The organism is Streptomyces sp. LMG1-1-1.1, from assembly GCF_040815545.1.
In the GTDB taxonomy this organism is placed as follows: Bacteria; Actinomycetota; Actinomycetes; order Streptomycetales; family Streptomycetaceae; genus Streptomyces.
Genome location: NZ_JBFPNH010000043.1, coordinates 147,428 through 162,127, shown reverse-complemented (window position 1 = coordinate 162,127; position 14,700 = coordinate 147,428). Strand labels below are relative to the sequence as shown.

Annotated in this window: 17 protein-coding genes and 2 pseudogenes; 7 read left to right on the top strand and 12 right to left on the bottom strand. The window is 69.6% G+C overall.

The window, feature by feature from the left end:
* Positions 1–27: 27 nt before the first annotated feature.
* Both MRBLMG1_RS24810 and MRBLMG1_RS24805 read right to left on the bottom strand, forming a co-directional pair.
* Entirely contained in the window at positions 28–1,770 is a 1,743-nt protein-coding gene (locus MRBLMG1_RS24810) for an acyl-CoA dehydrogenase family protein (RefSeq protein ID WP_367826311.1), read from the bottom strand.
* 271 nt (positions 1,771–2,041) lie between these two features.
* A complete protein-coding gene (locus MRBLMG1_RS24805) occupies positions 2,042–2,599 on the bottom strand; it encodes a PadR family transcriptional regulator (RefSeq protein ID WP_367826310.1) in 558 nt (185 codons plus the stop codon).
* 146 nt (positions 2,600–2,745) lie between these two features.
* On the opposite strand from MRBLMG1_RS24805, the gene MRBLMG1_RS24800 reads away from it, so the two are divergent.
* The 3 genes from MRBLMG1_RS24800 (at position 2,746) to MRBLMG1_RS24790 (ending at position 4,582) form a co-directional block, all read left to right on the top strand.
* Positions 2,746–2,979: a hypothetical protein gene (locus MRBLMG1_RS24800; protein WP_367826309.1), complete on the top strand. Its 234-nt coding sequence runs from the start codon at positions 2,746–2,748 to the stop codon at positions 2,977–2,979.
* Positions 2,980–3,254: 275 nt separating this feature from the next.
* Positions 3,255–4,031: a hypothetical protein gene (locus MRBLMG1_RS24795; RefSeq protein WP_367826308.1), complete on the top strand. Its 777-nt coding sequence runs from the start codon at positions 3,255–3,257 to the stop codon at positions 4,029–4,031.
* Positions 4,032–4,153: 122 nt separating this feature from the next.
* The gene (locus MRBLMG1_RS24790; protein WP_367826307.1) at positions 4,154–4,582 is read left to right on the top strand and encodes a VOC family protein; all 429 of its coding nucleotides are present in this window, start codon (positions 4,154–4,156) and stop codon (positions 4,580–4,582) included.
* Positions 4,583–4,689: 107 nt separating this feature from the next.
* Here the strand turns inward: MRBLMG1_RS24790 and MRBLMG1_RS24785 are convergent, their stop codons facing one another.
* Complete coding sequence (locus MRBLMG1_RS24785; RefSeq protein ID WP_367826306.1) at positions 4,690–5,295, bottom strand: hypothetical protein; 606 nt, start codon at positions 5,293–5,295, stop codon at positions 4,690–4,692.
* A gap of 217 nt (positions 5,296–5,512) precedes the next feature.
* A complete protein-coding gene (locus MRBLMG1_RS24780; RefSeq protein ID WP_367826305.1) occupies positions 5,513–5,743 on the bottom strand; it encodes a hypothetical protein in 231 nt (76 codons plus the stop codon).
* A 5-nt stretch (positions 5,744–5,748) separates the two neighbouring features.
* Here MRBLMG1_RS24780 and MRBLMG1_RS24775 point away from each other — a divergent pair.
* Positions 5,749–6,621: pseudogene (locus MRBLMG1_RS24775) on the top strand (IS5 family transposase).
* A 20-nt stretch (positions 6,622–6,641) separates the two neighbouring features.
* On the opposite strand, the gene MRBLMG1_RS24770 reads toward MRBLMG1_RS24775, so the two are convergent.
* The 7 genes and pseudogenes from MRBLMG1_RS24770 to MRBLMG1_RS24740 form a co-directional block, all read right to left on the bottom strand.
* On the bottom strand, positions 6,642–7,286 hold the full coding sequence (locus tag MRBLMG1_RS24770; RefSeq protein ID WP_367826304.1) for a hypothetical protein: 645 nt from the start codon (positions 7,284–7,286) through the stop codon (positions 6,642–6,644).
* Positions 7,287–7,329: 43 nt separating this feature from the next.
* Positions 7,330–7,470, bottom strand: a pseudogene (locus tag MRBLMG1_RS24765) (transposase); the annotation flags it as partial.
* 87 nt (positions 7,471–7,557) lie between these two features.
* On the bottom strand, positions 7,558–7,800 hold the full coding sequence (locus MRBLMG1_RS24760) for a metal-sensitive transcriptional regulator (protein ID WP_414721645.1): 243 nt from the start codon (positions 7,798–7,800) through the stop codon (positions 7,558–7,560).
* Positions 7,801–7,889: 89 nt separating this feature from the next.
* A complete protein-coding gene (locus MRBLMG1_RS24755) occupies positions 7,890–8,813 on the bottom strand; it encodes a sulfite exporter TauE/SafE family protein (RefSeq protein ID WP_367826302.1) in 924 nt (307 codons plus the stop codon).
* Positions 8,810–9,391, bottom strand: a complete 582-nt coding sequence (locus MRBLMG1_RS24750; protein WP_367826301.1) for a rhodanese-like domain-containing protein — start codon at positions 9,389–9,391, stop codon at positions 8,810–8,812. The genes MRBLMG1_RS24755 and MRBLMG1_RS24750 overlap by 4 nt, the downstream gene beginning before the upstream one ends.
* A 197-nt stretch (positions 9,392–9,588) precedes the next feature.
* Positions 9,589–10,977: an MBL fold metallo-hydrolase gene (locus MRBLMG1_RS24745; protein WP_367826300.1), complete on the bottom strand. Its 1,389-nt coding sequence runs from the start codon at positions 10,975–10,977 to the stop codon at positions 9,589–9,591.
* A 182-nt stretch (positions 10,978–11,159) separates the two neighbouring features.
* Complete coding sequence (locus MRBLMG1_RS24740; protein ID WP_367826299.1) at positions 11,160–11,498, bottom strand: rhodanese-like domain-containing protein; 339 nt, start codon at positions 11,496–11,498, stop codon at positions 11,160–11,162.
* A 316-nt stretch (positions 11,499–11,814) separates the two neighbouring features.
* Here MRBLMG1_RS24740 and MRBLMG1_RS24735 point away from each other — a divergent pair, with 316 nt between their 5' ends.
* The 3 genes from MRBLMG1_RS24735 to MRBLMG1_RS24725 are packed head-to-tail and all read left to right on the top strand — an operon-like array spanning position 11,815 to position 13,864.
* Complete coding sequence (locus tag MRBLMG1_RS24735; RefSeq protein ID WP_367826298.1) at positions 11,815–12,999, top strand: MFS transporter; 1,185 nt, start codon at positions 11,815–11,817, stop codon at positions 12,997–12,999.
* A complete protein-coding gene (locus tag MRBLMG1_RS24730) occupies positions 12,882–13,169 on the top strand; it encodes a hypothetical protein (protein WP_367826297.1) in 288 nt (95 codons plus the stop codon). Before MRBLMG1_RS24735 ends, MRBLMG1_RS24730 begins: the two co-directional genes overlap by 118 nt.
* Entirely contained in the window at positions 13,166–13,864 is a 699-nt protein-coding gene (locus MRBLMG1_RS24725) for a VOC family protein (RefSeq protein WP_367826296.1), read from the top strand. The genes MRBLMG1_RS24730 and MRBLMG1_RS24725 overlap by 4 nt, the downstream gene beginning before the upstream one ends.
* Positions 13,865–13,944: 80 nt before the next feature.
* Here the strand turns inward: MRBLMG1_RS24725 and MRBLMG1_RS24720 are convergent, their stop codons facing one another.
* Positions 13,945–14,646: a 2-phosphosulfolactate phosphatase gene (locus MRBLMG1_RS24720; RefSeq protein ID WP_367826295.1), complete on the bottom strand. Its 702-nt coding sequence runs from the start codon at positions 14,644–14,646 to the stop codon at positions 13,945–13,947.
* Between the last annotated feature and the right edge of the window lie 54 nt (positions 14,647–14,700).

Below are 14,700 nucleotides of genomic sequence, written 5' to 3'. Positions count from 1 at the left end.
GAGCCCTCAATCAGCCGACATCGACGCTCACGGCGCCATCTCGTACGTACCCGACAGCGCCTCGACGCGCTGCCACACACGCCCCGACCGCGCCTCGTCGACGACGGGGCGGCGGACGGCGCCCAGCGCCCAGAGCTGCTGCTGCTCGGTAGCGGAGTCCTTCCCGTGCAGTTCGATCGCGTGCGCGGAGAAGTCACGGACGAGGACGGCGAAGAGCTCGTCGAGCACGTCTTCGTCCAGAGCGGTGAGCGCGGCCTGCTCCAGGACCAGCTGCCCGTGGACGACGAGCGCGAAGAGCTGACCGACGGCGAGGAGCAGATCGAGGTCGCGGCTCTGCTGCTCGTCGGGCGCCGCCTTGAGGACGAACTCGCAGAGTGCGTCGGCCTGTTCGCGGAATCGGGCGACGTTGGACAGGTGCGCGTACGCGTCGTAGGCCGCCCGCCAGTCGTGGAAGCGGACCGAACCCAGGCCCCGCGCCGGACCCTGCCGGAAGAGGAACGTGTCGTCGGCCGCGTCCAGCCGCGTCGGAACCGGCTCGTACGCCACCGGGTCGAGCAGATGGTTGCGCATGAACTTCAGGATCAGCGCCAGGTTGACGTGGACCGTGCCCTCCAGCTTCGGCAGACCACGGATCTCCACCGCCGCCTGGGCGAAGTAGTTGTCCTTCTCGAAGCCCTTGGCCGCGATGACGTCCCACATCAGGTCGATGACCTTCTCGCCCTCCGTGGTCACCTTCATCTTCGTCATCGGGTTGAAGAGCAGGTATCGCCGGTCGTCGGGACCCGCGGTCCGGAAGTAGTCCACGGCCCGGTCGCTGAACAGCTTCATCCCGACCAACCGCACGTACGCGTCGGTCAACTCCCGCCGCACATGCGGGAACGCGGTGACCGGCCGCCCGTACAGGATGCGGTTCTGCGCGTGCGTGACGGCCTCGTACATCGCGTGCTCGCAGATGCCGATCGAAGCGGTGCACAGGTTGAACTTGCCGACGTTCACCGTGTTCAGCGCGGCGTCGAACGCGGCACGCCCGGCGTGCAGGACGTCCTCGGCGGCGACCGGGTACTCCTCCAGCCGGAACTCGCTCACGTACTTCGACGAGTCGACGACGTTCTTCACCAGGTGGTACGCCGGGTGACGGCTGTCGGCCGCGAAGAAGACGTAACCCTCCGGGCCCTCGACATCCGTCCGGCGCCCGAAGACGGACACGAGCCCGGCCGCGTTGCCGTTCCCGATGTAGTACTTGGACCCCGTCGCCCGGAAGCCGCCCTCACCGTCGGGCTCCAACAGCATGTCCGTGGAATAGATGTCCGCGCCATGCGACTTCTCGGACAGACCGAAGGCGAACACCTCGCCCTGCTCCAGGAGTTCGGCCGCACGGGCGCGCGCGGCGGCGTTCCCGCTCTGCCACACCGGACCGAGTCCGAGAATGGTCACCTGCCAGGCGTACCAGTAGTCGAGCCCGTAGAAACCGAGGATCTCGTTGAGCGCGGCGATACGAGCGGTGTCCCACCGCTTGTCGCCCTCGCCCTCGCCCTCGCCCCCCTCCACGCCCGCATCGGCGGACGGCGTGAGGAACGTCGCGAACAACCCCTCCTCGGCCGCGAAGGCCAGGAAGTCACCCAGCCACGCCCGCGTCCGGTAGTCCTCGATGATCCGGCGCTTCCCCCGCGCCTCGAACCAGTCCACGGTCGCGCGCAGCAGCCTGCGCGTCTCCGGGTCGAAGTGCGCGGGGTCGTAGGTGTGCGGGTTGAACAGCAGCGCGTCGGCCATGACGTCCGCCTTTCCGGCTAGGGATGAGGGTGGTGGTGCCGCACACGGCCGTACGGAGATGCCGGTCGTACGGACGTGATGCTGGTGGTGTGTGGTGCTGGTGGTTCGTGGCGCGAGTGGTCGTCGTGCAGTTGGACTTACGGGGCAGGCCGGAACTCGTAGTGCGGAGGCCGCGAGGCGGATGCGGGCGCGGGCGCAGGCGCGGGTGAGGTGCGAGCCAGGCACGGCCGTGGTCGTGGGCGTGACCGTACGGCGGCGGACACAGCCCTCCTCACCGCACGGTGCGGAATCGGTCGAGCGTGGCGAGGACGTCGTCGAGCCAGGTGATCATCATCTGCTCGTACGCGATCCCGCCCCGCAACACGACGTGCTGAAGCTCCCGCTCGGCGTCCAGCGGACCGTCTCCCGGCTCCTCCCCGAAGTCCCGCACCTCGCCGGCGCGGTAGTGCGCGAGACGCCCCGCATGCGCCGACCGGTGCCGCTCCACCTCACCGATCAGGGCCGCCGGATCGTCGAACGCGGCACCCCGGATCTTCACCGCGAGGTCATGCCGCACGCTCTCGGGCTCGATCGGCTCCTGCAACCACGCCGAGAGCGCCTCCCGCCCCCGCCCGGCCACGGAGTACTCCTTCTTGTCCGGTCGCCCCTGCTGCGGCACCTCCCGCACATCGATCCACCCGTCCTGCTCCATGCGCTTGAGCACGCGGTAGATCTGCTGATGAGTCGCCGTCCAGAAGTACCCGATGGACCGCTCGAAGCGCCGAGCCAGCTCGTAGCCGGACCCGGGCTTCTCGAGGAGGGACACGAGGATCGCGTGGTCGAGCGCCATGTGCCGGATCTTGCTATGCAACGAGGTGCATAGCAAGCGCGCCCACGCCGGTGAGACGCGGCTCACGCCTGCCCGTGGGTTGAGAGGCCAGCTGGACGCGCCCCTACCCCGCTTCGCGGATCGGGTGAAGCTGCTGGAAGAGGCCAATGGGCTCACAGAAGTCACCGGCCGCTGCCGGCATCGACGACACCCTCGTCAACGGCCTCGGCGACGTTGCCGGCGCCAACGGCTACGGATACGGGATCGACGCGGGCGCCGCCACCACCCTGGATCAGCGCAGGAGTCCCAACGGCATCCTGGCCGACACCTGCCGCGAGGTGGCGCCGCCGGCCAGCGGACCTGGGAGGACGCCCAGGCCTCGGAGGGGGACACCGGTGTGACCGAGGCACAAGCCGCCGCGAAGGCCGCAAAGCCCAGAGCGGCTGGGCCGGCTACCAGGAAGCGCACGCTCCCGAGCTCCGCACGCTCCCCGCATGCCACCCAGCCCTCGCGTCCTTGCCCCCGGCCCGCAGGCCGCCGCCAGGATGTTCTGGACACCTGCGCCAGGCGGCCGACGTCCTGAACTCCCGCCGAGGAAAACGGACATGGCCAAGACGCAGGGTGAATTGTCCGACCCCGGGGCACTTGACGGCGTGGCGTGACAGGATTCCTGGTCATGGGAACGAGAGACGACAGCGACGAGGCGTACGTCGTCGGGCTGTGCGGCGAGATCCTCGGCGAAGTGGCCCTGACACAGCACAAGTTCGACTGGCTGTTGGGCGATCCCGGAGCCGGCGGCCGCCAGGCCAGGCTGCCGGTCGACGCGTACTGGCCCGGCCACCGACTCGTCGTCGAGTACCGCGAACTCCAGCACGACCAGCCGATGCCCCACTTCGACAAGCCGGACCGCATGACGGTCAGCGGCGTCCACCGTGGCGAACAGCGCGCCCTGTACGACGCCCGGCGCGACTCCGAGATCCCCGCGCACGGGCTACGGCTCGTCGTCATCCGCCCCGCCGACCTCAACGCGGACAACCGCGGACGGCTGCGCCGCAACACGGAGGCCGACCTCGCGGCCCTACGTACGCTCCTGGCACGCGCCGGCGACGAGGGCCGCGTCACCGACGCCTTCCGTACTTGGCTGCTCGCCGAAGGCTGGACCCCCGCCGACCCCGCAGACCGCTGGACCGACCTGGAGGCCGTACGCGGTCCCGAGCGCCTCATCTGCGAGGCCAAAGGCCGTACCGGCGAGAAGGGCATCGACGCCGACATCGCCTACGGCCGGCTGCTCCGCCGTATGACCGACGAGGACCCGCACATCCGCTACGCCCTCGTCGTCGCGACGTCGTCGGCGAAAGCCGCCCAACGCGTCCCTGCCCATGTCCGTCGGTCACTCCGCATCGATGTCTACGAGGTGACGGACGACGACAAGGTGCACCGACTGACGGACTGACCCACCCACGGACTCACCCATCCACCGGCTTACCCACCCACCCACTCACCGTCTGACGGACGACCGTCGGGCGGACGAATATCCCGCTGACTGGCCGAGCGACCCGCTGCTATGGTGCGCCGATGTCAGCGATCAAGCAGTTCCAAGTCACCTTCGACTGCGCGGAACCCGAGCGCGTCGCTCGCTTCTGGTGTGAGGTGCTGGGGTACGTCGTTCCGCCGCCACCGGCGGGTTTCGCCACGTGGGACGCGTACGAGCAATCCCGGTCTCCCGAGGAGCGGGGGTCGTGGTTCGCGTGCGGTGATCCCACCGGTGTCGGACCGCGTCTGTTCTTCCAGCGCGTGCCCGAAGGCAAGGTGGTCAAGAACCGCGTTCATCTCGACGTGCGGGTCGGCACCGGGCTCGTGGGTGACGAGCGCCTCGCCGCCCTCGAAGCCGAGTGCACGCGCGTGGTCGCACTCGGAGCCGTACGCGTACAACTCCTGTACGACGGCCACGACTCGTGCATCGCGATGCAGGACATCGAGGGCAACGAATTCTGCATCGACTGACCACCCTCCGGGGGATCCGGGGGATCCGAGGGATCCGAGGGCCTCGGCTGGTCCGAGAGAGCCGATTGATCGGAGAGATCCGAGGACAGGCGGCGCAACGGACGCGGTCAGCGGTCCAGGTGTTCGTAGTGGAGCAGGCGGGCGCGGGCCGCCGTTTCGGTCATGCCGAGGGCGGCGGCGATCTCGGGTGTCGGCTCGTCCTGCCCGTAGGTGAGGAGCCTGGCGGCGGTGGGGCCGACCCAGGCGACGATGTCCTCCAGCTCGTCGGCGGCCTTGAGGACCGCTGCGGGTTGGTCTTCCTCCAGGAGGAGGTGGTCGAGCCGCTCGCGCACCTGGTGCAAGAGGCCGGTGAGGTCTTCGGGCAGGGCGACCGCACGGTCGGCCACCTGGTCCATGTGGGCTGTCCAGTCGCCGTACGGGCCTGAGGTGTCGTACGCGTCCGGGTTGTCGTCGCGGCGGACCTTCGCCCAGTCGATGGGATAGGTCCGCTCGCCGCGCCAGCCGCACGCGCACCGGCCCCGCATCGATGTCGCCGTCGGACGGTGGGACGTCCCGTCGTAATGCCACCAGTCGATCGACTCGTGGAACGAGCTGCCGCTGCCCAGGTCGAAGCGGACCGGCCCGGGCTCGCTGCCGTCGGCCGTCAGCACGCCGACCACACCCTCGTGCGACGCGAACCCGTCCCGCTCCCATCCCTCTCGGTCCCCGTACATCGCCTTCCTCCCTGTCGCGGCCCTCACACAGTGCGCCTGGGACCACAGTGCAGAGGATCCGCCGCCTCACGCAGCCGGATGGCGACATATTCCGCAGGCAGATGTAGCACGCGCGGCGCCGCGCGCTCCCTGTGGCGTGATGCGCTCCTGCCGCTCGTCGGCTGCACAGGGCGGGATGTGGTCAGCCGCCGCCAGCGGATGAGTGCGCATTCCGGGGTCAGGAAGGCTTCGTGGGGTCGTCGCGGATCTCCCAGCGGACTTGTAGGCGGCGGAACCACTGCACGTGGGCGAAGGCGCGCTCGGCAACCCGCCGTTGGGTTTCGAGTCCGGAACCGTGTTCGGTGCCGCGTCGCGCGATCAGTGGCTTCACGCCGAGCGGGATGCCGGTGGCCTCGGTCCACTCGGCTAGGGTCTGTTGCGAAAGTGGATCTTGTTCATTGATGATCACCTGTTGTGGGACGTGGTGATCTGACGAATGGCCAGTGGGCCCGGCTTGAGTCGTTGCTGCCGACGGGCATCAAGCCGGGCCGTCCGCAGGTGTGGGCGCGGCGGCAGCCGATAGACGGCATACGGTGGCGGACCCGCACGGGTGCCCCGTGGCGGGATGTGCCCGAACGCTATGGGCCATGGGACCGGGCCTACGACCTTTTCCGTCGCTGGCAGCGAGACGGGACTTGGGCCCGGATCCTCACCCAGCTCCAGACCGAAGCCGACGCGAAGGGCCTGATCACCTGGGACGTCAATGTTGACTCCGCCGTCTGCCGGGCTCACCAGCACGCCGCTGGCGCCCGTGAAAGGGGGACCTCCAGAAGGAGCCGCCCGGAGGCGTCTTCATCGAACCGGCCGACCACGGCCTCGGACGGTCCCGCGGCGGGCTGACCAGCAAAATCCACCTCGCCGTCGAGCAGGGACAGAAGCCTCTGTCCGTTGTGATCACGGCAGGGCAGCGAGGTGACCCCGCAGTTCGAGCCGGTCCTGGAGGCGATCCGGGTGCCCCGGGTCGGGCTCGGCAGGCCGCGCGAGCGGCCGGACCGGGTGCGGGCCGACAAGGCCTACGACTCCCGGAGCAACCGGTCCTACCTGCGCAGACGCGGGATCACGGCCACAATCCCGGTCCCAGCGGACCGGGTCCGCACCCGGCTCAAGCGCGGCTCGTCCGGCGGACGTCCGCCGAAATTCGACAAGGACGACTACAAACAGCGCCATGCGGTCGAGTGCGGCATCAACCGCCTCAAGCGCCACCGCGCCGTCGCCACCAGGTACGACAAACTCGCCGTCCGCTACGAGGCGACTGTGCTGGTCGCAGCCATCAACGAATGGCTGTGACCAGCACTTTCACACGGGCCCTAATCGTACGGCGGGCCGATGACCGCCTGGCCGATCTGCTCAGCCAGCCAGGCAGCGTAGCTCTGCGAGTCCCCGGTCTTCTGGACGTCGACGTATACGGTGTGGGTCCCGATTTGCCGGTCGGTTCCAGGGTCGTCGCAGTTGAAGACCAGGGTGACGCCGTCGTGTTCGACCCGCCCGTCGTACCCGCGCTCATCCACCGCCGGCCAGATCACCTGGTCCCAGTGGATCGAGCCGTATCTCGCACCCACCAACGCGGTGAAAGCGTCCTCGACGCTGCCGACTGGCTGGTCCAGCATCGACGCCCAGAGCGGGAGCAGGGCAATGAGGCCATCCGCATCCTCAGAAAGCTCGGCCGCGTGCCAGTCGCACCGCAAGCCCGCCTTCGCATCAAACTCCCTCGCCCGAAACTCTTCGTTCTCCGTGCGGAACCAGGCGTCCGGCAGCAACCGCCGCAGTTCCAACACCTTCGCAACCGTGCAGAGCTCCACGTCCACCGATACCTGGGCATAATCCCGATCGCCCAGCGCGAGGAGCTGACGTGCTGTGGCGAGGGCCGCTGCCGGGTCGGACGTGCGGAAGACAGGATGGGATACGCCGCTGGACATGTGAGCACCCTGCCACACGTCGATGTTGGCCAGCATCTGCGTTTCGAATGCCTGTGACCAGCACTTTCACAACAGGCCCTAGGCGGCGCCAGCAGGTCATGTCCGAGCCGAAGCCGAGTTCCTGAGGCAGGTGTTCCCAGGCGATCCCGTTGTGCGGGACGAACAGGATGCCCTGGAAGAGCGGCCGGTCCGCTGGATGCTGCTTCCGTCCGGCGGGTGGAGTGATGCGTGCGGGCGGGTGTCGGAATGGGTGTCGGGAGGCGGGAGGCGTCAGGTCTTGGTGGCTGTCGACCCGGGGGAGGGGCGGTCAGGCGAGGGCGAGGAAGAGTTTCTCCAGCTCGTCCTGTGTCATGGGTGGGGCGTCGGGGGTGTCGGTGAGGCACTGGCGCATGCCGCTGGCGACGATCTTGAAGCCGGCCCGGTCCAGGGCTTTGGAGACGGCGGCGAGCTGGGTGACGACGTCTTTGCAGTCGCGGCCGGATTCGACCATCGCGATCACGGCGGCCAGCTGTCCTTGAGCCCGCCTGAGGCGGTTCAGGACCGGCTTCATTGCTTCTTCTTCGACCTGCACGGATCTCCTCCTTCTCCTTCACCCCCTCCTGATGATACCCCTAGGGGTATAAATGGTGTGAATGTGATCTATTCGGATGCTGTGCTCTGTCGGGGCCCGCCGTCGGGCAGGGGGCGCTGCCGGGGGAGGCGCCCCGAGCCCGCGCGCGCGTGCCTCGCGTACCGCAGTAGGCGGACGGCGACGCTGACTGTTGCGGCGGCCCCGAGTGCCGACCAGGTGGCCGGATGGGTCCATACGGAGGTGTCGAGCTGTTGGGCGAGGACGAAGACGCCCATGACGACGACGAACCAGCCGAAAGCCTTGCGTAGAGCGTCCTGCGGTATGCGTCCCGCGAGTCGGCCGCCGATCAGGCTGCCGATCACCGCCGCCGCGGTCACGGTCAGGGCCAGGCCCCAGTCGATCGACACACCGGACAGGTGGCCGGCGAGCCCGGCGAAGGACTTCATCGCGATGACCAGGAGCGAGGTGCCGACCGCGATGCCCATCGGCAGCCCGCCGAGGATCGCCAGGGCCGGTACGACGAGGAAACCGCCGCCCGATCCGACGAGACCGGTCACGGCGCCGACGACGAGACCCTCGACGGCGATGTGCTTGAGAGGGAGGTCCTTGTGCGCGGGTCGGGTGCGCTTGCGGCCGGGCCGCGGCTTGCGGAGCATGGCCGCGGCGGTGGCGAGCATCATAAGGGCGAACGCGACGAGCAGGACCGTGCCGGGGATGTACTCGGCGAGGCGTCCGCCGCCGTAGGCGCCCGCCATGCTGAAGGCGCCGAACAGCAGACCGGTCCGCCACCGCACCCGGTGGGCGCGGGCGTGCGGGATCAGCGCGGCGATGCTGGTGACGCCGACCACGAACAGCGAGGTGGCGATGGCCTCCTTCGTTTCCTGCCCGGCCAGGTAGACCAGGATGGGCACGGTCAGGATCGACCCGCCGCCGCCGAGGATGCCGAGGCTGACGCCGATGAGCAGCGAGACCGCCACGATGACGGCGGTCACGCCGCGCTCCGCAGCTCCGCGATCACCGCGCTGATGTCGGTACGGGGGCCCCGGTTGTACGGCAGCTTGGCCAGCAGCACGCCCATCATGCAGGAGTTGCTGAGCGCCGCGTACGTCAGCCCCGCGCCGACCGCCGTACCGATGAGGTGGGCGCCCGGCACCAGAACGCCCACGAGGCCGGTCGTGAGCACGATCGAGCCGGCGACCAGGCGGACCTGCCGCTCCATGTCCCAGCGCTCGGGCCCCCGCTTCACGGGCGCGTCGGCCGCCTCCCACGCGTTCATGCCGCCGTCGAGGACGCGAAGATTCGGCAGCCCGACCTCGGCAAGCGCCTGCTCGGCCTGCGACGCCCGCGCCCCGGAACGACAGACGAGCACGATCTCCTCGTCGAGGTGGGACCGAAGCTCTGCCCGGTGCTCGCGCAAGGTGTGCAGCGGAACGTTGTAGGCGCCGGGGATGTGGGAGGTGCGGAACTCGGCGGGAGTGCGTACGTCGAGCAGGCGCGGTGCGCGACCTTCCTCGGTGAGTTTGCGCAGTTGGGCGGTGGTGATGGACGGGGCGGTGCTCTTGGCGCTCATGCGTGACTCCGAAGGCGGTCTATACCCAGGGGGGTATATGGGAGGGTGTCGAGGCCCAGTGATGGGTGACAGGAGGGACGTAGGGCGTGCGGCGTGGGGTGTGGTGGGGCGTACGGCGGGGGTGGGGGTGGTGGCGTCCCCGTACGCCTCCGACGGCGGCGGTTCGATCCGGTTCGGTCGGACTGGTTCGAGAGCCGTCAGGCGTCGGTGGATTCCTGGGCGAGGGCCCAGGCCGCGTAACCCCCGAGGATGTCGGAGACGTCCTCGACGCCGCGGTGGCGAAGCAGGCTGGCCGCGATGGAGGAGCGGTGGCCGCCGGCGCAGTGCAGGACGAGCGGCCGGTCGGCGGGGAGTTCGTCCGCGCGCGTGGGGAGTTCGCTCAGGGGGATGTGCAGGGCCTCGGGGATGAAGCCGTTGGCCTGGCGCTCGCCGCAGGTGCGGACGTCGACGACGAGCGGCGGGTTATCGCCGGCGAGGGCGGCCTTCAGGTGCGCCGCGGTGAGGCGGCTGGCGGGGGTGACCTCGTCGTCCATGACCCTGAGGGCGTCCTCGGGGTTGCGCAGGTAGCCCACCACCCGGTCGAAGCCGATACGGGCGAGCCGGGTGACGACCTCTTCCTCCCGGTTCTGCGGCGCCATGACGACCAGCTCGTCGGCCGGATCGAGAACGGTGCCGGCCTGCTCGGCGAACCTGCCGTCTGCGGGGACGTTGACCGCGCCGCGTAGGTGCCCCGCAGCGAACTCCTGCGGGTCGCGGGCGTCGACGACGACCGCCCCGCCGGCCCGCAACTCGACGAACTCGGCGAGCGTCAGCGGCCGGGCCGAGGCCGTCGCGTCGTAACGGACGCGGTCCTTGCGGTTCAGCTCGGCGTCGTAGGCGAAGTAGCCGGGCGCGGCGGACTGGCCGGCGGTGACGAGCGCGACGAACTGCTCGCGACTCATCGGCGCACACGCGTAGTTGGTGGCGCGCTGCTCGCCGATGGTGGACTGCTTCTCCGTCGACAGGTTCTTGCCGCACGCCGATCCCGCGCCGTGCGCGGGAAAGACACGCACCGCGTCGGGCAGCCCCATCAGCTTGTTCTGCACGCTGTCGTGGAGCATCGCGCCGAGCTCCTCGGCGGTCACCCCCACCGAGGCGAGCAGGTCGGGCCGGCCTACGTCACCGATGAACAGTGCGTCGCCGGTGAGCACACCGTACGGAACCTCGTCGTCGGCTTTCTCGTACACCAGCACACTGATCGACTCGGGCGTGTGCCCAGGCGTCTCCATGACCTCCAGGACCACCTCGCCGAGCACGATCCGCTCACCCTCCGCGAGCTTGCGGATCGCGTACTCGGTCTCGGCGCGCGAGCCGTAGCCGATCCACGCGCCGGTTTCGTCCGCCATCTCCAGGTGGCCCGCGACGAAGTCCGCGTGAAAGTGCGTGTTGATCACCCCGACGACCGTGAAGCCACGGGCCCGAGCGTCGGCGAGGTACTCCGAGACATCCCGCCGGGGGTCCACGACCACGGCCTGCCCGGTCGTCTCGTCGGCGATCATGTACGACGCCTGGGAGAGGCAGTCGAGGTAGTACTGACTGAAGAACACGATGGATCCCTTCCGGAGAAAGCCGCACCCGGATCGGGTGCGAAGGGCTGAGTACGGGTGGGTGCGTGGGCGCTCGGTTCGGCCGCCGCCTGCTGACGCCCGGACGCCTGGACGGCCGGTGGGCTGGGGCGCGGGTGCCGGGTGTCCGTACCGGCGGGCAGGACCGGGCACCTCTCGGGTGCTCAGGCTCCTGTGTGGCCCGGGGCTGAGGCGGACGGGCCGCTCACCAGCGGGCGACCCGTGCGGGCCCAGCCCGCGGTGCCGCCCGCGACGGAGGCCGCGTCCACCCCGTAAGTCGCGAGCTGCTCGGCGGCCCGCAGGCTCCTGTTGCCGCTCGCGCAGATCACGTACACCGGCCGGTCGGCGGGCAGCCCGTCGAGGACCGCACCGAGCGCGGACAGCGGCGCGCTGTGGACTCCTGGCACGTGGCCCGCCACGTACTCGTCTGGCTCACGCACGTCGATGACGAACGCCCCGGCGGCCAGGCCGGCGGCGAAAGCCTCCAGGTCTACTTCACGCATCGAGGTATCCCTCACTCTCGCAGGTACCCCCCGGGGTATTGATGTACTCGACAGTAAGTCCACCCCGTGCGGGAAGTCAAATACCCCCCTGGGTATCGAGCGAAGCAAGGTGTGGCCTGTATCGACACTCGGCAAGGATACGGGTGGGGGTATTTTGGCCTGCGGCTATGGGCACCTCCTGCGCTGTCCGCGCTGTCCGCGCTGCATGTGCCTGCCCGCCTGTCTGTCCGTGCCTGTTCGTGTGGCGCCGCCACCGCGCCCCGACTCCACCCGACCCGCGCACCGACGCCGTTCCCGTCCCGAAGGACACCCGCCCATGAGCAACAGCACCGCGCCTGCCGCGCCCACGGACGAGCCGGCCCCGCCGGGCATCGCCTCAGCGCGCCCCGTAAGACTGGGTCTCAGGGAGAACTGGCTTCAGTTCTCCCTGCTTGTCGTCGTCAACATGGCCGTGGGCGGCCTGGTGGGCCTGGAACGCACCACCGTGCCGCTCATCGGCTCGGAGACGTTCGGTCTGACCAGTGAGCTGGCGGTCTTCTCGTTCATCATCGCCTTCGGGCTCACCAAAGCCCTCACCAACCTGGCGGCCGGGGCGCTGACCGCGCGCTTCCGGCGTAAGCAGCTCCTCGTGGCGGGCTGGCTGATCGGTGTCCCCGTTCCGTTCGTACTCGCGTACGCGCCCTCGTGGAGCTGGATCGTCGCGGCCAACGTCTTGCTCGGCCTCAACCAGGGGCTGACCTGGTCGATGACGGTCAACATGAAGATCGACCTCGTCGGTCCGGCCCGCCGCGGCTTCGCCACCGGCCTCAACGAAGCCGCCGGCTACACCGCGGTCGGCGTCACCGCCCTGCTCACCGGCTATCTCGCCACCGCCCACGGCCTGCGTCCGATCCCGGAACTCATCGGCGTCGTCTTCGTCGTCGCCGGCCTCGCACTCGCACTCGCCGTCCGCGACACCGCCGCGCACGTCGCCCTGGAACTCGCCCAGCACCCCAAGCCCCTCCCGGCGGGCGAGAAGAACGCCGGACTGCGGGCCACCTTCGCCCGCACGTCCTGGCGTGACCGCTCACTGCGCGGCGCCAGCCAGGCCGGCCTGGTCAACAACCTCAACGACGGTCTGACGTGGGGTGTCTTCCCGCTTCTTTTCACCGACCATGGCCTGGGCATCGCAGCCGTCGGCCTCATCAAAGGCCTCTACCCGATCCTCTGGGGCCTCGGCCAGATCCCCACCGGCCACCTCGCCGACCGCATTGGCCGCAAACCCCTCATCGTCACCGGCATGCTCGTGCAGTCCGCCGGCCTCCTCCTCGCCCTCACCCTCCTCGACCGCCCGCTCCTCGCCGGCCTCCTCTCTCCGCCATCACTCTCGGCCTCGGCACCGCCATGGTCTACCCGGCCCTCATCGCCTCCGTCTCCGACCACGCCCACCCCACCTGGCGCGCCAACGCCCTCGGCACCTACCGCTTCTGGCGCGACATCGGCTACGCCGCCGGAGCCCTGATGGCCGGTCTCCTCGCCGATCTCCTCGGCCTCGACGCCACCGTCATCACAGCCGTCCTCCTCACCGCCACCTCCGGCCTCCTCGCCGCCCGCTGGATCGACGACCGCAACGACCACGGCACGTCACCCCTGGCGAGGGTGTCGGACCGCCGAGCTACGTTGATCGCATGACCTACGAAGAGACCAAGATCGAGCGCATCAGGCCGCAGCAGTTCCACGCCACCGTCGGACTGGAGGACTGGCGCGTGCTGGGGGAGGGCGCGTGTGCGTACTTCCGCACCGGAACGTTCGCGGTGGGGGCCGAGTTCGTGCGGGCGATCAGTGAGATGCCGGGAGTCGGGGCCGATCACCCGGACGTCGACGTGAGGCAGGAGGGCGTGACCGTCCGACTGATCAAGGTCACGGACGACTACTACGGGCTGACCGAGCGGCACGTCGAACTGGCCCTACAGATCTCGGCAGTGGCCCGCACCCTCGACATCACGGCCGACCCGTCCGCCGTACAGACAGTCCAGGTCACCGTCGATGCCCTCGCCGCTCCCGACGTCGTGGCCTTCTGGCGCGCCCTCCTCGGCTACCAGGACCGCGCGAACAGCCCCGAGGACCTCATCGACCCGCACCGCCGCGGCGCCCCCTTCTACTTCCAGCAGATGGACGCACCCCGCCCGCAGCGCAACCGCCTCCATGTGGACGTCTGGGTGCCGTACGACCAGGCCGAAGCCCGCATCGCCGCCGCCCTCGCCGCCGGCGGCCGCCTGGTCAACGACGCCGACGCACCGTCGAACTGGGTACTCGCCGACCCCGAGGGCAACGAAGCGTGCATCGGTGTCGCCGGCCCGCCCGAGCCGACCACCGCCCGTCCGTGAACGCGGTCCCCTTGATCACGGGGCAGGCAGTACTCAGGTCAGCTCGAAGTCCCGCGATCAGGGGGCAAGCAGTACTCAGATCAGCTCGAAGTCCCGCCGGCCAGTGAGGGAACCGCGTACGGGCGGAGAACCATCAGAGAGTCCTCCAACGCCGCCATCATGGCGAACGGGAACCGGTCGAGTTCCAGGCAGAGCGCGACGTCATCGGGGTGAACTCCCTCGCGTACGCCCTCCGCCAACTCGGCCGCGGCCCGCGACTCGCCGGCGCGGCGCAGGAACTCGGCGGCGTCCACCTCTGCCCCTACAGCCCTCTCGGCGATGTACTGGGCACACGCCAGATCCTCATCCGCGCGCCCCTCCTCGCCGGTCACCACGAACGTGACGCTGCCACACTCACGCGTCCGCAGGACCCGAGCCGTCGCCTCCGCGACCACGAAGCCGGCACACAGCACCAGCGCCGCCTCCTTGACCGCGAGGGCACCGACCGTCCCCGCCGTGGTCTTCTGCACGACGGTCCGTCCGCCGAGGTCGACGGACCGCAGCCGACCTGGTGAGTTGACCGCGTCGAAACCGGGGGCCGGCGGACCGTCCTTGAGCGCCACCCAATCCGGATGGCGCGCCTTGAGCGCCAGCGCTTCGTCCAACGACTCGGCAAGAACGATCTTCTCCGCACCCTGGGCGAAGGCCCAACCCGCCACGGTGAAGGCACGCATGACATCGACCACGACCGCCACGGACGGCGCTTCGACCAACTCGGCTATACCAAGGAAACGAGCATCCATTCGTTCATGATCATGCACACTCGCCCCGAAGCGCCAAGGCGGTGACGGGCATCA